The following is an 18393-nucleotide window of genomic DNA, read 5'->3' as shown; positions in this document are numbered from 1 at the left end:
GAGGACATGGCGTCCTCACGAAGAGGGGGACACCGTTTCCGGTGTCCCCCTCGGGGCTGCTAGTCGCGGGCCGCGGTCAGGTGTTCCGCGTGTTCCTGGAGCGATCGGACGCTCACGTCGCCGCGGTTGAGGGCGTCGATGCCCTGGACCGCCGCCGCGAGCGCCTGGACCGTCGTCAGGCAGGGCACGGAGCGCGCCACGGCCGCCGTCCGGATGTCGTAGCCGTCGAGGCGGCCGCCCGTGCCGTACGGGGTGTTGACGATGAGGTCGACCTCGCCGTCGTGGATGAGCTGGACGATGGTCTTCTCACCGTTCGGGCCGGTGCCCTCGGACTGCTTGCGCACGACCGTGGCGTTGATGCCGTTGCGCTTGAGGACCTCGGCCGTGCCGGACGTGGCCATCAGCTCGAAGCCGTGCGCGACCAGCTCGCGGGCCGGGAAGATCATCGAGCGCTTGTCGCGGTTGGCGACCGAGATGAACGCGCGGCCCTTGGTGGGCAGCGGGCCGTAGGCACCCGCCTGCGACTTGGCGTACGCCGTGCCGAAGACGGAGTCGATGCCCATGACCTCGCCGGTGGAGCGCATCTCCGGGCCGAGGACCGTGTCGACGCCGCGGCCGTGGATGTCGCGGAAGCGCGACCACGGCATGACGGCTTCCTTGACCGAGATGGGCGCGTCCAGCGGAAGCTCGCCGCCGTCGCCGTTCGCCGGGAGCAGGCCCTCGGCGCGCAGCTCGGCGATGGTGGCGCCCAGCGAGATCCGGGCCGCGGCCTTGGCCAGCGGCACCGCCGTCGCCTTCGAGGTGAAGGGGACGGTCCGCGAGGCGCGCGGGTTGGCCTCCAGGACGTAGAGGATGTCGCCCGCGAGCGCGAACTGGATGTTGATCAGGCCGCGTACGCCGACGCCCTTCGCGATGCCCTCGGTGGAGGCGCGCAGGCGCTTGATGTCGAAGCCGCCGAGGGTGATCGGGGGCAGGGCACAGGCCGAGTCGCCGGAGTGGATGCCGGCCTCCTCGATGTGCTCCATGACGCCGCCGAGGTAGAGCTCCTCGCCGTCGTAGAGCGCGTCGACGTCGATCTCGATGGCGTCGTCGAGGAACCGGTCGACCAGGACCGGCCGGGACGGGCTGATCTCGGTCGACTCGGCGATGTACGCCTCCAGGCGCGTCTCGTCGTAGACGATCTCCATGCCGCGCCCGCCGAGGACGTAGGAGGGACGCACCAGGACCGGGTAGCCGATCTCGTCGGCGATGGCCTTGGCCTCGGCGAAGGTGGTGGCGGTGCCGTGCTTGGGGGCCGGGAGGCCGGCCTCCTTGAGGACCCGGCCGAAGGCGCCCCGGTCCTCGGCGGCGTGGATGGCCTCCGGGGAGGTGCCGACGATCGGCACGCCGTTGTCCTTGAGCGCCTGCGACAGACCCAGCGGGGTCTGGCCGCCGAGCTGGACGACGACGCCCGCGACCGGGCCGGCCTGCTGCTCGGCGTGCACGATCTCCAGCACGTCTTCCAGCGTCAGCGGCTCGAAGTACAGGCGGTCGGAGGTGTCGTAGTCCGTGGAGACGGTCTCCGGGTTGCAGTTGACCATCACCGTCTCGTAGCCCGCGTCGCTCAGCGCGAAGGAGGCGTGGACGCAGGAGTAGTCGAACTCGATGCCCTGGCCGATGCGGTTCGGGCCGGAGCCCAGGATGATGACGGCCGCCTTCTCACGCGGCGCGACCTCGGTCTCCTCGTCGTAGGAGGAGTAGAAGTACGGCGTCCTCGCGGCGAACTCGGCGGCGCAGGTGTCGACCGTCTTGTAGACCGGGCGGATGCCGAGCGCGTGCCTGACCTCGCGGACGACGTCCTCGCGCAGCCCCCGGATCTCGCCGATCTGCGTGTCGGAGAAGCCGTGCCGCTTGGCCTCGGCGAGCAGGTCGGCGGTCAGCTCGGGCGCCTCGGCCAGCTCGTCGGCGATCTCCTTGATCAGGAAGAGCTGGTCGACGAACCAGGGGTCGATCTTCGTGTACTCGAAGACCTCCTCGGGCGTGGCTCCCGCGCGGATGGCCTGCATGACGGTGTTGATGCGGCCGTCGGTGGGACGGACCGCCTCACGCAGCAGTTCGTCCTTGTCGCCGGTCTCGCCGACGAAGGTGAACTGGCTGCCCTTCTTCTCCAGCGAGCGCAGGGCCTTCTGGAAGGCCTCGGTGAAGTTGCGGCCGATGGCCATGGCCTCGCCGACCGACTTCATGGTGGTGGTGAGGGTGGAGTCCGCGCTCGGGAACTTCTCGAAGGCGAACCGCGGGGCCTTCACGACCACGTAGTCGAGCGTGGGCTCGAAGGAGGCCGGGGTCTCCTGCGTGATGTCGTTCGGGATCTCGTCCAGCGTGTAGCCGACGGCGAGCTTGGCGGCGATCTTGGCGATCGGGAAGCCGGTCGCCTTGGAGGCCAGCGCCGAGGACCGGGAGACGCGCGGGTTCATCTCGATGACGATGACCCGGCCGTCCTCGGGGTTCACCGCGAACTGGATGTTGCAGCCGCCGGTGTCGACGCCGACCTCGCGGATGACGGCGATGCCGATGTCGCGCAGGATCTGGTACTCGCGGTCGGTGAGCGTCATCGCCGGGGCGACCGTGATCGAGTCGCCGGTGTGCACGCCCATCGGGTCGAAGTTCTCGATGGAGCAGACGACCACGACGTTGTCGTGCTTGTCGCGCATCAGCTCCAGCTCGTACTCCTTCCAGCCGAGGATGGACTCCTCCAGGAGCACCTCGGTGGTCGGCGAGAGCGTGAGGCCGGTGCCCGCGATGCGGCGCAGCTCCTCCTCGTCGTGGGCGAAGCCGGAGCCGGCGCCGCCCATGGTGAAGGACGGGCGGACGACGACCGGGTAGCCGCCGAGCTCCTCGACGCCCTTGAGGACGTCGTCCATCGAGTGGCAGATGTAGGAGCGGGCGGACTCGCCGTGGCCGATCTTCTTGCGGACCTCCTCCACGACCTCCTTGAACTGGTCGCGGTCCTCGCCCTTGTGGATCGCCTCGACGTTGGCGCCGATCAGCTCGACGCCGTGCTTGTCCAGGACGCCGTTCTCGTGCAGCGAGATGGCGGTGTTGAGGGCCGTCTGGCCGCCCAGCGTGGGCAGCAGCGCGTCCGGCCGCTCCTTGGCGATGATCTTCTCGACGAACTCGGGGGTGATCGGCTCGACGTAGGTGGCGTCGGCGATCTCCGGGTCGGTCATGATGGTCGCCGGGTTGGAGTTCACGAGGATGACCCTGAGGCCCTCGGACTTCAGCACCCGGCACGCCTGGGTGCCGGAGTAGTCGAACTCGGCGGCCTGGCCGATGACGATCGGGCCGGAGCCGATGACCAGGACGGACTGGATATCGGTGCGCTTAGGCACGCTGGCCCTCCATGAGCTTCACGAAGCGGTCGAACAGGTAGGCGGCGTCGTGCGGGCCGGCTGCCGCTTCGGGGTGGTACTGGACGCTGAAGGCGGGGCGGTCGAGGAGCCGCAGCCCCTCCACCACGTTGTCGTTCAGGCACACGTGCGACACCTCGGCGCGGCCGAACGGGGTCTCGGAGACCTTGTCGAGCGGGGCGTCGACGGCGAAGCCGTGGTTGTGCGCGGTGACCTCGACCTTGCCGGTCGTGCGGTCCTGCACCGGCTGGTTGATGCCGCGGTGGCCGTACTTCAGCTTGTAGGTGCCGAAGCCGAGCGCGCGGCCGAGGATCTGGTTGCCGAAGCAGATGCCGAACAGCGGGGTGCCGCGCTCCAGGACGCCCTGCATCACGGAGACGGGGTGGTCGGCGGTGGCCGGGTCGCCCGGGCCGTTGGAGAAGAAGACGCCGTCCGGGTTCACCGCGTACACGTCGTCGACGGTGGCGGTGGCCGGGAGCACGTGCACCTCGATGCCGCGCTCGGCCATCCGGTGCGGGGTCATGCCCTTGATGCCGAGGTCGACGGCGGCGACGGTGAACTTCTTCTCGCCGATCGCGGGCACGACGTACGGCTCGGTGGTGGCGACCTCGGCGGAGAGGTCGGCGCCCTTCATCTGCGGGGCTTCCTGGACGCGGGCGAGGAGAGCGCCGTCGTCCTGGACGGCGTCGCCGCTGAAGATGCCGACGCGCATGGCGCCGCGCTCGCGCAGGTGGCGGGTGAGGGCGCGGGTGTCGATGCCGGAGATGCCGACGACACCCTGGGCGGCCAGCTCCTCGTCCAGCGAGCGGCGGGAGCGCCAGTTGGACGGCACGCGCGCGGGGTCGCGGACGACGTACCCGGAGACCCAGATCCGCTTGGACTCGGGGTCCTCGTCGTTCACGCCGGTGTTGCCGACGTGCGGGGCGGTCATCACCACGACCTGACGGTGGTAGGAGGGGTCGGTGAGGGTCTCCTGGTAGCCGGTCATGCCGGTGGAGAACACCGCTTCGCCGAAGGTCTCCCCCACGGCCCCATAGGCACGGCCGCGGAAGATCCGGCCGTCCTCCAGGACGAGTACGGCGGGAGTTTTGGCGGCTCCCCTGGTGGAGGTGGTCATCGTTCGGCGCCTTCCCTGGTGTTCGTTTCGATCATGGAGTTGAGGGCTTCGACCCACTCGTTGTGCTCGGCCGCGCGGTCGGAGCGGAACCCGGAGTCGATCAGCCGGTCGCCGTGCGCCCAGGTGACGACGAGCAGGCCGCCCTCGGTGAGCACCTTGCCGGCGATGCCCTTGTCGAGGCGGGCCTCGCGCAGGGCGGCGGCCGGGACGAAGAAGTCGGTCGCCCCGGGGCGTACGACGTCCAGGCCGGCGTCGGTGAGGGTGAGCTCGGCACGGCTGCGGGTGCCCAGGCCGTGCGCGACGATGCGGTCGAGCCACTGCCCGGCGGTGGTGGAGCCGTGGTAGCGGCCGCTCATGGTCAGGCGCGGCGGGCCCGGTTCGTCCGGGCCGGTGGGCAGCTCGGGCAGGTCGCCCTGGAGGGTGCCGCGCCACTTCCAGCCCTCACGCATCAGCCAGTAGAGGAGCGCGACGAACAGGGCGAGGCCGACGACCCAGCCGATGCGGGCGGCCCAGTCGGTCACTTGCGCCGATTCCTTCTCGGCGGCCAGCAGGAGTACAGGTGTCACGTGAGCTTCCCGTCGACGAGCGTGGCCTTGCCCCGCAGCCACGTGTGCGTCACACGGCCCGGCAGCTCACGACCCTCGTAGGGGGTGTTGCGGCTGCGCGAGGCGAAGCCCGCGGGTTCCACCAGCCCACGGTATGCCGTGTCGACCAGGGTGAGGTTGGCGGGCTCACCTGCCGAGACGGGACGGCCGTGGCCCGTGGCCTGTCCGATCCGCGCGGGCTTGACGGACATCCGGTCGGCGACGCCGGCCCAGTCCAGCAGGCCCGTGTCGACCATGGTCTCCTGCACCACCGACAGCGCGGTCTCCAGCCCGACCATGCCCATGGCGGCCGCGGCCCACTCGCAGTCCTTGTCCTCGTGCGGGTGCGGGGCGTGGTCGGTGGCGACGATGTCGATCGTGCCGTCGGCGAGCGCTTCGCGCAGGGCCATCACGTCGCGCTCGGTGCGCAGCGGGGGGTTGACCTTGTAGACGGGGTTGTAGGTGCGCACCAGCTCGTCGGTGAGGAGCAGGTGGTGCGGGGTGACCTCGGCGGTCACCTGGATGCCGCGGGACTTGGCCCAGCGGACGATCTCGACGGACCCGGCGGTCGACAGGTGGCAGATGTGGACGCGGGAGCCGACGTGGTCGGCGAGCAGGACGTCGCGGGCGATGATCGATTCCTCGGCCACGGCGGGCCAGCCGCCGAGGCCGAGCTCGGCGGAGACGACGCCCTCGTTCATCTCGGCGCCCTCGGTCAGCCGCGGCTCCTGCGCGTGCTGCGCGATGACACCGCCGAAGGCCTTCACGTACTCCAGGGCGCGGCGCATGATCACGGCGTCGTGGACGCACTTGCCGTCGTCGGAGAAGACGGTGACGCCGGCGGCCGACTCGTGCATGGCGCCCAGCTCGGCGAGCTTCCTGCCGTCGAGACCGACGGTCACGGCGCCGATCGGCTGGACGTCGCAGTAGCCGTGCTCCCTGCCGAGCCGCCAGACCTGCTCGACGACACCCGCCGTGTCGGCGACCGGGAAGGTGTTGGCCATGGCGAACACGGTGGTGTAGCCGCCGGAGGCCGCGGCCCGGGTGCCGGTGAGGACCGTCTCGGAGTCCTCACGGCCGGGCTCGCGCAGATGGGTGTGCAGGTCGACCAGGCCCGGCAGCAGCACCTTGCCGTCGGCCTCGACAACGGTCACATCGTGCGCGCCTCCGGCACGACCGGCGCCCTCGGCGCTCAGACCGGCACGCACCTCGGCGATCGTCCCGCCGTCGATCAGCACGTCCTGCGGCTCGCCGCCGAGCACCTTCGCACCACGGATCAGGATCTTGCTCATCTGTCTTACTTCTCCTCGGTACGGGGGTGGGTGACGGCGGGCTCGTTGCCCCCGAGCAGCAGGTACAGGACGGCCATCCGGACGGACACTCCGTTCGCGACCTGCTCGACGACGGTGCAGCGGTCGGAGTCGGCGACCTCGGCGGTGATCTCCATGCCGCGGACCATCGGACCGGGGTGCATGACGATGGCGTGCTCGGGCATCCGGGCCATGCGGTCGCCGTCGAGCCCGTAGCGCCGGGAGTACTCGCGCTCGGTCGGGAAGAACGCGGCGTTCATGCGCTCGCGCTGGACGCGCAGCATCATCACCGCGTCGGACTTGGGCAGCGTGCTGTCGAGGTCGTAGGAGACCTCGCAGGGCCAGGTCTCGACGCCGACCGGCAGCAGGGTCGGCGGGGCGACGAGGGTGACCTCGGCGCCGAGGGTGTGCAGCAGGTCGACGTTGGAGCGGGCGACCCGGCTGTGCAGGACGTCGCCGACGAGCGTGATGCGCTTGCCCTCGAGGTCCTGGCCGAGTCCCGCGTCCGGGCCGATCAGTCGGCGGCGCATGGTGAAGGCGTCCAGCAGGGCCTGGGTGGGGTGCTGGTGGGTGCCGTCGCCGGCGTTGACGACGGCGGCGTCGATCCAGCCGGAGTTGGCGAGGCGGTAAGGGGCTCCGGAGGCGCCGTGCCGGATGACGACGGCGTCGACGCCCATGGCTTCCAGGGTCTGGGCCGTGTCCTTCAGGGACTCGCCCTTGGAGACGCTGGAGCCCTTGGCGGAGAAGTTGATGACGTCCGCGGACAGCCGCTTCTCGGCGGCCTCGAAGGAGATCCGGGTCCGGGTGGAGTCCTCGAAGAAGAGGTTGACGATCGTGCGGCCGCGCAGGGTCGGCAGCTTTTTGATCGGCCGGTCGGCGACCCGGGCCATCTCCTCGGCGGTGTCGAGGATCAGGACGGCGTCGTCGCGGGTGAGGTCGGCGGCCGAGATGAGATGACGCTGCATCTGTCAGGCTCCGTAAGGCAGTTCATTCGGGAGATTCGGGGCAGACGGGCGCGCGAGGGCGCGACGAGCGGGCGTACGGCGGTGGCGTACGCCTCGGGCGCTACTGAGGGGTCGGCTTGGCACCGAGCAGCACGGTGTCGCGACCGTCCTCCTCGGCGAGCTGGACCTTGACCGTCTCCCGCAACGACGTGGGGAGGTTCTTGCCGACGTAGTCGGCGCGGATGGGCAGTTCCCGGTGACCGCGGTCGACGAGGACCGCGAGCTGCACCGCACGCGGGCGCCCGAGGTCGTTCAGGGCGTCCAGGGCGGCGCGGATGGTGCGGCCGGAGAAGAGCACGTCGTCGACGAGGACGACCAGCTTGCCGTCGAGGCCGTCACCCGGGATCTCGGTGCGGGCCAGCGCACGCGGCGGGTGCATGCGCAGGTCGTCGCGGTACATGGTGATGTCGAGCGAGCCGCACGGAACCTTGCGCTCGGTGATCTGCTCGAGCTTGTCGGCGATCCGCCGGGCGAGGAAGACACCCCGGGTCGGGATGCCGAGGAGCACCACGTCGTCGGCGCCCTTCGCGCGTTCGACGATCTCGTGGGCGATGCGGGTCAGCACCCGCGCGATGTCGGGTCCCTCGAGAACGGGCCTGGCATCGGACTGCGTGTCGTGCTTGTCCATACGAAACGGACCTCCTTCTCCGCCTCACGGGACGGACCTTAAAGGACGTCGGGATTGCGCCATCCACCGTAGCAGGCCCCCACGATCGCCCGGACAGCCCCCTCGGATCACCCGTTCGGCCCAACGGGGTGCCGCTACCACGGAAGAGTCGGGGCGGACCATTCGGCTTGACGCGGCAGAGTAACGCTGCGTAACCTCACAGTGAGTTACCAGCCGCGCGGTCCGGCAACACAGCCGAGTCGCGTCGACACAGTGCCGGGGAGCTATATGTCCAGCGAATACGCCAAACAGCTCGGGGCCAAGCTCCGGGCGATCCGCACCCAGCAGGGCCTTTCCCTCCACGGTGTCGAGGAGAAGTCCCAGGGACGCTGGAAGGCGGTCGTGGTCGGTTCGTACGAGCGCGGCGACCGCGCCGTGACGGTGCAGCGCCTCGCCGAACTGGCGGATTTCTACGGCGTTCCCGTGCAGGAGCTGCTCCCGGGCACCACCCCGGGCGGCGCCGCCGAGCCGCCGCCGAAGCTGGTCCTGGACCTGGAGCGGCTGGCCACGGTGCCGGCCGAGAAGGCGGGCCCCCTGCAGCGCTACGCGGCCACGATCCAGTCGCAGCGCGGTGACTACAACGGCAAGGTGCTCTCGATCCGCCAGGACGACCTGCGCACACTCGCCGTCATCTACGACCAGTCGCCGTCGGTCCTCACCGAGCAGCTGATCAGCTGGGGTGTGCTGGACGCGGACGCGCGTCGCGCCGTGGCGACGCACGAGGAGGGCTGAGCGCTCCGCCAGGGGGCGCAGAAACGTGCCGCCGGGGTGGCCGGAACCATATGGTTCCGGCCACCCCGGCGGCGTTCCCAGGGCCTGACAGCACGCGGACCGGGCGGGAATGCCGGAGGGCCCGCAGCGGTGTCGCTGCGGGCCCTCCGGCATTCCCTGTCTGTCTCAGGCCTCGTCGCGGCGGAGCGAGGGCTTGAGGTCCTTCAGCCGGCCGAGCAGACCGTTCACGAACGAGGGCGACTCGTCCGTGGAGAACTCCTTCGCCAGCTGCACCATCTCGTCGAGGACGACGGCGTCCGGGGTCTCGTCCACCCAGATCAGCTCGTAGGCGCCGAGCCGCAGGATGTTGCGGTCGACGACGGGCATCCGGTCGAGCGTCCAGCCGACCGAGTACTGGGCGATCAGCTCGTCGATGCGCTTCGCGTGCTTCGCGTAGCCCTCGACCAGCTCCATCGTGTACTCGCTCACCGGCGGCTGCCGGGTGTCCGCCCGGGAGAGCCGGACCCAGTCCGCGAGGACCGTCAGGGCCTCGGCGCCACGCTGGTCGCCCTCGAAAAGGATCTGGAAGGCGCGTTTGCGGGCCGTGTTGCGGGCAGCCACGGTTAGCTGTTCACCCGGCCGAGGTAGTCACTGGTGCGGGTGTCGACCTTGATCTTCTCGCCGGTGGTGATGAAGAGCGGGACGTTGATCTGGTGACCGGTCTCCAGGATGGCGGGCTTGGTGCCGCCGGTGGAGCGGTCGCCCTGGACGCCCGGCTCGGTCTCCTGGATGACGAGCTCGACGGCGGCCGGCAGCTCGACGAAGAGGACCTCGCCCTCGTGCTGGGCGACGGTGGCGGTGAAGCCCTCGATCAGGAAGTTGGCGGCGTCGCCGACGGCCTTCTTGTCGACGTGGAGCTGGTCGTAGGTCTCCATGTCCATGAAGACGAAGTAGTCGCCGTCCATGTAGGAGAACTGCATGTCGCGCTTGTCGACGGTGGCCGTTTCGACCTTGACGCCGGCGTTGAAGGTCTTGTCGACGACCTTGCCGGAGAGCACGTTCTTGAGCTTGGTGCGCACGAAGGCCGGGCCCTTGCCGGGCTTGACGTGCTGGAACTCGACGACGGACCAGAGCTGGCCGCCTTCGAGCTTGAGCACCATGCCGTTCTTGAGGTCGTTCGTGGAAGCCACGGTTGCGGAATCTCCTGGACTGACGTACGACCCCGGGGCACGCACCTGCCTACAGGGCGAGCAGCTCCTTGGTCGTGATGGTGAGTAGCTCGGGTCCGCCGTCCGCCTCGGGGCGGACGACGAGCGTGTCATCGATCCGGACGCCGCCCCGGCCCGGGAGGTGGACCCCCGGTTCGACGGTGACCGGCACGCAAGCGTCCAGTTTACCCATGGCCGCGGGACTCAACTGAGGGTCCTCGTCGATTTCGAGCCCGACCCCGTGTCCGGTCAGGACCGTGAGGCCCTCGGTGTACCCCGCGGAGTCCAGGACCTGGCGGGCGGCGCGGTCGACATCCCGGCAGGCGGCGCCGGGTACCAGGCTCTCACGTCCGGCCCGCTGCGCCGCGAAGACCAGGTCGTACAGCTCGATCTGCCAGTCCGCGGGAGCGGTGCCGATGACGAAGGTACGGCCGATCTCACAGCGGTAGCCGCGGTAGGTGGCGCCGAGGCAGACGGAGAGGAAGTCGCCCTCCTCCAAGCGCCGGTCGGTGGGCCGGTGGCCGGGCCGCCCGGCGTTCGGCCCGGTGGCTACGGAGGTCGGGAAGGCAGGTCCGTCGGCTCCGTGATCCACGAGTCGTCGCTCGAGTTCCAGGGCGAGATGGCGTTCGGTGCGGCCGACGAGGATGGACTCCAGCAGTTCGCCCAGTGCCTGGTCGGCGATCTCGGCGCCGATGCGGAGGCAGGAGATCTCCTCCTCGTCCTTGACGACGCGGAGCTGTTCGACCGCGCTGCCGAGGTTGGCAAGGCGCAGGCGCGGGGCGACCGAGCCGAGGGCGCGGTGCCGGGCCACGGTGAGGTGGTGCTCCTCCACGGCGAGGGAGTCGGCGCCCTGGCCCGCGGCGAGGTCGGCGGCCGCGACGGCCGGGTCGCCTCCGCCGGCTCCGGGCAGGGTCTGTACGCGCAGCGCCTCGTCGGGGCGCTCCTGGCCGGGTCGGTCGGCCGTCGGATCGCTGCACACCAGCAGATCCTCGGTCTTGCCCAGCAGCAGAACGGCGCCGCGCGGGGCGGCACCCGCGAGATAGCGCACATTGGCGGGACGGGAGATCAGCGCCGCCGCGCTGCCGCCCGCGTTGCAGCATTCCCTCAGGCGCGTCCGGCGGGCCGCGTACACCTCTGACATGACCCGAGCCTACGAGCGGGGGCGGGATGTCGCCGGTCGAGAGGGCCGAGTGGGGGTTATGGCGCGTGAGCGCGGGCGCGCGCGGTCGGCTTCGTGGTGGGTCGGGGCCGTGCCGGGGGGTGTCCGTCCTCGGAACGGCGCGATGGAGTCGGATACCGAGTGACTGTCCGTTGACGCGCCAACCGCTGCGGGCGGACACCCCCCGACACGTCCCCTTCCGTGCGTGCGCGGCTGCGGGCCGTCCTAGCTGCCGGCCGTCCTAGCTGCCGGCCGTCCTAGCTGCGGGCCGTCCTAGCTGCGGGCCGTCCTAGCTGCGGGCAGTCGTGCCGCTGGGGCGGCACGGGTGGGCGCAGCGGCACCTCGTCGCGCCGAGTTGCGCAACGCCCCGCCCCTCGCACCAACGCCCAGCACCTCGCAACGCCGGGCTCCGCACCCACCCGCCCCCAGCACCCACGCCGGGTACCTGGAACCGGCCGCCGCCGCTGCGGGCAGTCGTCCCGCTGGGGCGAGGGGGTCCCCTGCTCGAGCGAAGCCGAGAGCTTGGGGGAGGGTGGGCGCAGCGGCACCCCGCAACGCCGGGGCGCGCAACGCCCCACCCCCAGCACCAACGCCCAACACCCGAAACGCCCGGGTCAGTGCACCGACCGCACGTCGGCTACCACTGCGGCGGACTCGCGATGGACCTGGCCAGCACATCGTCCAGCACCCGCGCCGTCTCCGGCACGTCCAGCTGCGAATTGTCGATGATCGGCAGACCGGACCCGTACCACCCGGCCATGCGCCCATGGATACGCGCGACCTCCTCGTCCGTCAGCCGCCGGTTCCCCGAGCGCTCCGCATTGCGTTCCAGAACGATGTCCAGCCCGGGAAGAAGGACGACCGGCAGCAGCCCCGGCCCCACATGCCGCTTCCAGCCGCCGAGGCCGACGACCGGCCGGTCGGGGAAGACCGCGTCGTCGAGGATGCACGAGATGCCGTTGGCCAGGAAGTTCCGCGCGGCGAAGCCGCAGGTGCGGCGGGCGAGGCGGTACTGCGCCTCCGAGTTGTCGTTCCACCCGGACTGCGGGTCCGCGAAGCCGGAGCGGACCCACTCGCGTACGTCGTCGAGGCTGATGTGCGCGGTGGGAACCCGGCGATGGTCCGCCCAGTACTTGGCGACGCTGGTCTTCCCCGCCCCGGCGGGCCCGATGAGCAGCACGGCGAGCGTCGTACCGGCCGGGTCGGATGCTGCCGGGGCGGGCGGCGCGCTCGGCGCGCCCACCGGCCCGGCCGGTGGCAGCGGCACATGGCCGGTGGTGTCCGGCGCGGGAGGAACGGGGGCGTGCCGGGGAGGCGGGGCAGGTGGAACCGGCCCGGGCGGGGGCGCGGCCGGGGGCGGCGGTGGCACGGGCGGGGAGCCGTGGTGGGTGCCCGGGTGGTGCGGCCCCGGGTGCTGTGCGGCCGGCGACCAGCCGGCGGCCGGTCCGTGCCCCGTCTGGTGGGGCGGCGGCAGCGGGGAACCCACTGCGTGCTGCATCCGGTGCCACTCCGTCTCGTACAGGCGATGGGCTCTGACCGCGGGGGCGGAACCCGCTGCTAGCGAACGGTACCGCCCCCGGTCGTCGTTGTGTGAACGGCCGGGGGCGGCCCTAAGTGCCCGGCCCCGTAAGGCGATCCGGGCAGAAGGCGCGTCGCGTGACTTACTGGCCCACCTCGCCGTACGCGGCGAGCAGCACGGCCGGGTCGGGTCCCTCCAGCACGGTGGGCTTGGCCAGACCGTCGAGGACGATGAAGCGCAGCAGGTCTCCGCGGGACTTCTTGTCGACCTTCATGGTCTCCAGCAGCTTCGGCCACTGGTCGTGACGGTAGTGCAGGGGCAGCCCGACCGATTCCAGGATCGAGCGGTGACGGTCGGCCGTCGCGTCGTCCAGCCGGCCCGCCAGGCGGCCGAGTTCGGCGGCGAAGTGCATGCCGACCGAGACGGCGGCGCCGTGGCGCCACTTGTAGCGCTCGTTCTTCTCGATGGCGTGGCCGAGCGTGTGGCCGTAGTTGAGGATCTCCCGCAGGCCCGATTCCTTCAGGTCCGACGAGACGACGTCGGCCTTGACGCGGATGGAGCGCTCGATGAGCTCGGCGGTGTGGGGCCCTGCCGGTGTGCGGGCGGCCTCGGGGTCGGACTCGATCAGGTCCAGGATCACCGGGTCGGCGATGAAGCCGGCCTTGATGACCTCGGCGAGTCCGGAGACGTAGTCGTTCACCGGGAGGGAATCCAGCGCGGCCAGGTCGCAGAGGACACCGGCGGGCGGGTGGAAGGCTCCGACCAGGTTCTTGCCCTCGGCGGTGTTGATGCCGGTCTTGCCGCCGACGGCCGCGTCGACCATGGCGAGCACGGTGGTCGGGACGGCGATCCAGCGCACCCCGCGCAGCCAGGTGGCGGCCACGAACCCGGCGAGGTCCGTGGTCGCGCCGCCGCCGACGCCGACGATGACGTCCGTGCGCGTGAATCCGGACTGGCCCAGCGCCTTCCAGCAGTAGGCGGCGACCTCGGCGGTCTTCGCCTCCTCGGCGTTGGGCACCTGGATGGCGACCGCCTCGTAGCCCTGCTGGGCCAGGTCGGCACGGAGCGCGTCACCGGTCTCGGCCAGGGCCTCGGGGTGGACGATGGCGACCCGCTTGGCCTGGGTGCCGATCAACCCGCCGAGTTCGGCGAGGAGTTGGCGGCCCACCAGGACCTCGTAGGGGTCGGTTCCCGCGGTGCCGCCGACCTGGATCCGCGTCACTGCCTCAGTCATACGTCCTTCAACTCCAGTGCGTCCAAGGCGGCTCGGGTCACTTCTTCGGGGGTGCGGCCGTCGGTGGCGACCACGGCCGTGGCGACCTCTTCGTACAGGTGCCGGCGGGCCTCCATCAGCTCGCGCCACTGCTTGCGGGGGTTGACCGCGAGCAGCGGCCGGGCCGCGTTGAGGCCGGTGCGCTTGACCGCCTCCTCGACGTCCATCGACAGGTACACCACTCGCTGCCCGGCGAGCAGCGCACGTGTGTCGGCGTCGAGCACGGCGCCGCCGCCCAGCGCCAGGACTCCGTCGTGCTCGGTGAGCGCCTTGTGCACGGCCGCCTTCTCGATCGCCCGGAAGGCGGGCTCGCCCTCGTCGACGAAGATCTCGGCGATGGTCCGTCCCTGGGCGGCGACGATGTCGTCGTCGGTGTCCCGGTAGGCGACATCGAGCCGCTCGGCGAGCAGCCCGCCGACAGTCGACTTGCCCACCCCCATGGGGCCGACCAGGACGACCAGCGGCCCGCTCATCGGATGGCGAGGTTGTCGAGGTACGAGGTGACGTTGCGGCGGGTCTCGGCCACCGAGTCACCGCCGAACTTCTCCGCCACGGCGTCCGCCAGAACCAGGGCCACCATGGCCTCGGCGACGATGCCGGCGGCCGGGACGGCGGAGACGTCGGAGCGCTGGTGGTGGGCCTGCGCCGCCTCGCCGGTGGTGACGTCCACGGTCTGCAGGGCGCGGGGGACCGTCGCGATCGGCTTCATCGCGGCCCTCACGCGCAGCAGCTCACCGGTGGTGAGGCCGCCCTCCGTGCCGCCGGAGCGGCCGGAGGTGCGCCGGATGCCCTCATCGGTCTTCACGATCTCGTCGTGCGCCTTGGAACCCGGGACCCGCGCCAGCTCGAAGCCGTCGCCGATCTCCACGCCCTTGATCGCCTGGATGCCCATGAGGGCGCCGGCGAGCCGGGCGTCGAGCTTGCGGTCCCAGTGCACGTGGGAACCCAGCCCGACGGGCACGTCGTACGCCAGCACCTCGACCACACCGCCGAGGGTGTCACCGTCCTTGTGGGCCTGGTCGATCTCGGCGACCATCGCCTTCGAGGCGTCGGCGTCCAGGCAGCGCACCGGGTCCGCGTCCAGCTTCCCGACGTCCGCCGGTGTCGGGTACACACCCTTGGGTGCCTTCGCCGCGGCCAGTTCCACCACGTGGGAGACGATCTCGATGCCGGTCGTCTCCTTCAGGTAGGACCGGGCCACCGCGCCCAGCGCCACCCGAGCGGCGGTCTCCCGGGCGGAGGCCCGCTCCAGGACGGGCCGGGCCTCGTCGAAGCCGTACTTCTGCATGCCCGCGAGGTCGGCGTGACCGGGCCGCGGGCGGGTCAGCGGGGCGTTACGGGCGAGTCCGTCGAGGATCTCCGGGTCGACCGGGTCGGCCGCCATGACCTGTTCCCACTTCGGCCACTCCGTGTTGCCCACCATGACCGCGACCGGGGAGCCGAGCGTGAGCCCGTGCCGGACGCCGCCGAGGAAGGTGACCTCGTCCCGTTCGAACTTCATGCGGGCACCGCGCCCGTAGCCCAGGCGCCGCCTCGCGAGATGGTCCGCCACCATGTCCGTGGTGATCGGCACGCCGGCGGGAAGACCCTCCAACGTCGCGACGAGTGCGGGACCGTGGGATTCCCCCGCGGTCAGCCAGCGCAACCTGCTCAACGGTGCTCCTCAGTGCTCGCGGCCTGCTTACTGCCCAGCGTACGCATGCCACCGCGTACGGCGACGGGCGGACCGGATGCGCGGCCACGGCCCGCCGCCTTTGATCCTCCCATGTCCTGGGAACGGCTCCGATCCGAGTCCGGCAGACGGACAGACGGACGGCGGGCAGACGAACCACGGGAGGCGTCAGCCCCGCTGTGCGGCCTCCCGCATCGCGGCGAGCGGCGACCGCGGATCGCCCGTGAACTGCCGGAACTGGAACACCGCCTGGTGGACGAGCAGGTCGAGGCCGCTCAGCACCTGCCCGCCACGCTCCGCCCACGCCGCCGCCAGAGGCGTGGGCCAGGGCTCGTAGAGCACGTCGAACAGCGTGCCCACCCGCGCGGGCACCTGCTCGGCCAGCGCGTCCGTCCCTCCGGCGGGGGTCGTGGAGACGACCAGGGGCGCCTCCAAGGCCTGCGCCGCCTCGGCCCACTCGGCGGGCCGGACCCGGACGCCGAGCCGCTCGCCCCACTGGCGCATCTGAGCCGCACGCCGCTCGCTGCGCACGTACACGGCGACCTCGCCCGTGCAGATCCTGGCCAGTGCCGCGAGAGCCGAGGACGCCGTGGCGCCGGCGCCCAGGATCGCCGCGCTCTCCACCTTCTCCACACCGCGCTCGTGCAGTGCCGCCACCAGTCCGGGGATGTCGGTGTTGTCACCGACGAGCCGCCCGTCCGGCTGGAAGACCACGGTGTTGACCGCCTCCACCGAGGCCGCCGTGCCGGTGATCTCGTCGAGCAGCGGGATCACCGCCCGCTTCAGCGGCATGGTGAGCGACAGCCCCGCCCACTCAGGTCCGAGCCCCGCGACGAATCCGGGCAGCGACTCCTCGTCGATCTCGAACCGGTCGTAGGACCAGTCGGTCAGTCCCAGCGCCCGGTACGCCGCGGTGTGCAGCCGCGGTGACAGGGAGTGCGCGATCGGCGAGCCGAGAACGGCGGCCCGGCGGGGTACGGCCATCGGTTGTTCCTCAGTTGTTCCGCGAGGCGTTGAACTTGTCGACCAGCTTCTGGTGATCCGCGTTGGTCTTGGTGAACTCGCTGGTCTTGCCGTCCAGCGAGATGAAGTAGTACCAGCCGTCCTTGGTCGGGTTGAGAGCGCCCTTCAGCGCCTCCTCCCCCGGGTTGTCGATCGGTCCGGGCGGCAGGCCCTTGTGGAAGTACGTGTTGTACGGGTTGTCGTAGGTCCGCAGTTCGCTCAGACTCAGGTCGATCTTGCTCTGGTTCTTGATGTAGTTGTACGTGGAGTCGAACTCCAGCATGCCGTTGGTCTGCGGGTTCCCCGGCTTCATGCGGTTGTAGACGACCTCGGCCATCTTGCGGAAGTCGTCGTGGCTCGTGCCCTCGGCCTGGGCCAGGCTCGCCACGGTGATCAGCTGCCAGGGGTCCTCGAGCCCGAGGCTCTGGGCCTTCTGCTCGACGCCGAGCTTGTCGTACGTCTGGGTGGCTCGCTCGACCATCTGCTTCAGGACGCCCTCCGGGGTCTGTCCCTTGGCGATGCCGTAACTGGAGGGGTAGAGGAAGCCTTCCAGCGGGTCCTTGACGCCCGGGTGGTTCATCGCCCAGCCGGGCAGGCCGAGCTTCTCGTAGTCCTTCTTGGCGACGGCGGCGGTGGTGCCTTCCTCGACTTCCAGCCGCTTGTCGATGAGGCGGTAGATGTCGGCGTTGCGCTTGCCCTCGGCGATGATCAGGTTGTCGCGGCTCTCCGGGCTGAGCATCATCTCGACCGCGCTCGCGGCCGACATTTGCTTCTGCAGCGTGTACACGCCGTCCTGGATGTTCCGGCCGTCGGGGTTGCCGGCCTGCGCCGAGACGAAGGCGTCGACGCTCTTGACGACCCCGGCCGACTTCAGCACCCGGCCGATCGCGTAGCCGTCCGCGCCCTTGGGGATCTCGACGGACACTTCCTGCCCGCTGCCGTCCCCGGCGAAGTCCGGGGCGTCGGCGAAACGGTCCTGGAAGAACTGGTAGCCGAAGTAACTGACGCCCGCCAGACCGCCGCCCAGGACCACGGCGACCAGCAGGCAGGCCATGCCGTTGCGGCTCTTCTTCGGTTTGCCGCCCCGTGCTCGCTGGTCGTCGCGCCCGCGGCGGTCCCGCTGCTCGTCGCCGTCGTCATCGTCGTCCCCGCCGGCGAAGAAGGCGTGCTCGCCCTGGTCGGGTCCGGGGTCCCAGTCGGTCTCCGGCTCCGGTTCCGGCTCGGCGCGCCGCCGGCCGGGCGGTTCCGGAGGCGGGTAGGCATCGGCCGTGCCGTAGTCGTCCGCCTGTTCCGGGCCGTACCCGCCGGCGTGCTGCCCGTAGGGGTCCGCGGCGTCCCCGGGGTACGGCGTGTGCGGGTGCGATCCGGTGGCCCAACCACCGTCGTGGTACTGCTGCTGGTACTGGCCCTGCTGAGAGCCGTGCCCCTGCGCGTACTCCTGCCCCTGGTAGGGCTGGCGTCCCTGCGCCGCGTACTGCTGGTCGTACGGGTACTGCTGCTGACCGTGTCCGGCCTGCTCGCCGGTGCCCCAGTCGCCGTACTGCTGCTGCTCTGGATAGTGCTGCGGCTGGCCGCCGTAGGGGGACTGCTGACCCTGGTGGGCCTGCTGGCCTCCCCATCCGCCGTCCCCGTACAACGGGTCCTCCGGATGCCACGGTTCGGAGCCTGGGCTCCGGCCATACTCAGTCATCGATCCCCTAGAGCCGCGAGGCGGCGGTCGCGCGGCTTCCGGCCCGCCTCCCGTCCCGCCTCTTGCTGTGCGGTGGCTGTTCGAACGCCGC

General features: G+C 71.0%; 16 protein-coding genes. 1 reads left to right on the top strand and 15 read right to left on the bottom strand.

Features of this window, described 5'->3' with window-relative positions; translation table 11 throughout:
* Positions 1-59: 59 nt before the first annotated feature.
* The 6 genes from carB to pyrR form a co-directional block, all read right to left on the bottom strand.
* Positions 60-3368, bottom strand: coding sequence for a carbamoyl-phosphate synthase large subunit (gene carB, locus IE212_RS07490; RefSeq protein WP_190196911.1), 3309 nt, complete (start codon positions 3366-3368; stop codon positions 60-62).
* A complete protein-coding gene (carA, locus tag IE212_RS07485; protein ID WP_190196910.1) occupies positions 3361-4503 on the bottom strand; it encodes a glutamine-hydrolyzing carbamoyl-phosphate synthase small subunit in 1143 nt (380 codons plus the stop codon). The genes carB and carA overlap by 8 nt, the downstream gene beginning before the upstream one ends.
* Entirely contained in the window at positions 4500-5069 is a 570-nt protein-coding gene (locus IE212_RS07480; protein WP_190196909.1) for a PH-like domain-containing protein, read from the bottom strand. The genes carA and IE212_RS07480 overlap by 4 nt, the downstream gene beginning before the upstream one ends.
* Positions 5066-6379 carry a dihydroorotase gene (locus tag IE212_RS07475; protein WP_190196908.1) on the bottom strand — a complete coding sequence of 438 codons (1314 nt, stop codon included), beginning with the start codon at positions 6377-6379 and terminating at the stop codon, positions 5066-5068. Before IE212_RS07475 ends, IE212_RS07480 begins: the two co-directional genes overlap by 4 nt.
* 5 nt (positions 6380-6384) lie before the next feature.
* The gene (locus tag IE212_RS07470) at positions 6385-7362 is read right to left on the bottom strand and encodes an aspartate carbamoyltransferase catalytic subunit (RefSeq protein ID WP_190196907.1); all 978 of its coding nucleotides are present in this window, start codon (positions 7360-7362) and stop codon (positions 6385-6387) included.
* Positions 7363-7462: 100 nt separating this feature from the next.
* Positions 7463-8029 (bottom strand): bifunctional pyr operon transcriptional regulator/uracil phosphoribosyltransferase PyrR, encoded by a 567-nt coding sequence (gene pyrR / locus IE212_RS07465; protein ID WP_190196906.1) that lies wholly within the window; start codon positions 8027-8029, stop codon positions 7463-7465.
* A gap of 267 nt (positions 8030-8296) precedes the next feature.
* Between pyrR and bldD the strand changes: the two genes are divergently transcribed.
* Positions 8297-8800, top strand: a complete 504-nt coding sequence (bldD, locus tag IE212_RS07460; protein ID WP_010046440.1) for a transcriptional regulator BldD — start codon at positions 8297-8299, stop codon at positions 8798-8800.
* A gap of 165 nt (positions 8801-8965) precedes the next feature.
* On the opposite strand, the gene nusB is transcribed toward bldD, so the two are convergent.
* The 9 genes from nusB to mltG all read right to left on the bottom strand — a co-directional run bounded on the left by nusB (position 8966) and on the right by mltG (position 18302).
* A complete protein-coding gene (nusB, locus tag IE212_RS07455; RefSeq protein WP_190196905.1) occupies positions 8966-9400 on the bottom strand; it encodes a transcription antitermination factor NusB in 435 nt (144 codons plus the stop codon).
* Between the two features lie 2 nt (positions 9401-9402).
* Positions 9403-9969, bottom strand: coding sequence for an elongation factor P (gene efp / locus IE212_RS07450; protein ID WP_190196904.1), 567 nt, complete (start codon positions 9967-9969; stop codon positions 9403-9405).
* A gap of 49 nt (positions 9970-10018) precedes the next feature.
* Complete coding sequence (locus IE212_RS07445; protein ID WP_190196903.1) at positions 10019-11128, bottom strand: aminopeptidase P family protein; 1110 nt, start codon at positions 11126-11128, stop codon at positions 10019-10021.
* A 655-nt stretch (positions 11129-11783) separates the two neighbouring features.
* Complete coding sequence (locus IE212_RS07440; RefSeq protein ID WP_190196902.1) at positions 11784-12644, bottom strand: Pro-rich N-terminal domain-containing protein; 861 nt, start codon at positions 12642-12644, stop codon at positions 11784-11786.
* 163 nt (positions 12645-12807) lie between these two features.
* Positions 12808-13899, bottom strand: coding sequence for a 3-dehydroquinate synthase (gene aroB / locus IE212_RS07435; protein ID WP_190196901.1), 1092 nt, complete (start codon positions 13897-13899; stop codon positions 12808-12810).
* A complete protein-coding gene (locus IE212_RS07430) occupies positions 13896-14411 on the bottom strand; it encodes a shikimate kinase (RefSeq protein ID WP_190196900.1) in 516 nt (171 codons plus the stop codon). The genes aroB and IE212_RS07430 overlap by 4 nt, the downstream gene beginning before the upstream one ends.
* Entirely contained in the window at positions 14408-15592 is a 1185-nt protein-coding gene (gene aroC, locus IE212_RS07425; protein WP_190196899.1) for a chorismate synthase, read from the bottom strand. The genes IE212_RS07430 and aroC overlap by 4 nt, the downstream gene beginning before the upstream one ends.
* A gap of 186 nt (positions 15593-15778) precedes the next feature.
* Entirely contained in the window at positions 15779-16594 is an 816-nt protein-coding gene (locus IE212_RS07420) for a shikimate dehydrogenase (protein WP_190196898.1), read from the bottom strand.
* Positions 16595-16604: 10 nt separating this feature from the next.
* Positions 16605-18302: an endolytic transglycosylase MltG gene (gene mltG, locus IE212_RS07415; RefSeq protein ID WP_190196897.1), complete on the bottom strand. Its 1698-nt coding sequence runs from the start codon at positions 18300-18302 to the stop codon at positions 16605-16607.
* Positions 18303-18393 lie beyond the last annotated feature (91 nt).

Origin of the sequence: Streptomyces djakartensis (genome assembly GCF_014651075.1) — a bacterium.
Lineage (GTDB): Bacteria > Actinomycetota > Actinomycetes > Streptomycetales > Streptomycetaceae > Streptomyces > Streptomyces djakartensis.
The sequence above is the reverse complement of the archived record's forward strand: the minus strand, read 5'-3'. Positions and strand labels throughout refer to the sequence as shown.

Excerpts from the sequence above, each read along its gene's own strand:
- IE212_RS07475 (WP_190196908.1), bottom strand. The coding sequence starts at position 6,379 with ATGAGCAAGATCCTGATCCGTGGTGCGAAGGTGCTCGGCGGCGAGCCG.
- carA (WP_190196910.1), bottom strand. The coding sequence starts at position 4,503 with ATGACCACCTCCACCAGGGGAGCCGCCAAAACTCCCGCCGTACTCGTC.
- pyrR (WP_190196906.1), bottom strand. The coding sequence starts at position 8,029 with ATGGACAAGCACGACACGCAGTCCGATGCCAGGCCCGTTCTCGAGGGA.
- aroB (WP_190196901.1), bottom strand. The coding sequence starts at position 13,899 with ATGACTGAGGCAGTGACGCGGATCCAGGTCGGCGGCACCGCGGGAACC.
- bldD (WP_010046440.1), top strand. The coding sequence starts at position 8,297 with ATGTCCAGCGAATACGCCAAACAGCTCGGGGCCAAGCTCCGGGCGATC.
- IE212_RS07445 (WP_190196903.1), bottom strand. The coding sequence starts at position 11,128 with ATGTCAGAGGTGTACGCGGCCCGCCGGACGCGCCTGAGGGAATGCTGC.
- IE212_RS07470 (WP_190196907.1), bottom strand. The coding sequence starts at position 7,362 with ATGCAGCGTCATCTCATCTCGGCCGCCGACCTCACCCGCGACGACGCC.
- IE212_RS07440 (WP_190196902.1), bottom strand. The coding sequence starts at position 12,644 with ATGCAGCACGCAGTGGGTTCCCCGCTGCCGCCGCCCCACCAGACGGGG.
- IE212_RS07430 (WP_190196900.1), bottom strand. The coding sequence starts at position 14,411 with ATGAGCGGGCCGCTGGTCGTCCTGGTCGGCCCCATGGGGGTGGGCAAG.
- IE212_RS07420 (WP_190196898.1), bottom strand. The coding sequence starts at position 16,594 with ATGGCCGTACCCCGCCGGGCCGCCGTTCTCGGCTCGCCGATCGCGCAC.
- mltG (WP_190196897.1), bottom strand. The coding sequence starts at position 18,302 with ATGACTGAGTATGGCCGGAGCCCAGGCTCCGAACCGTGGCATCCGGAG.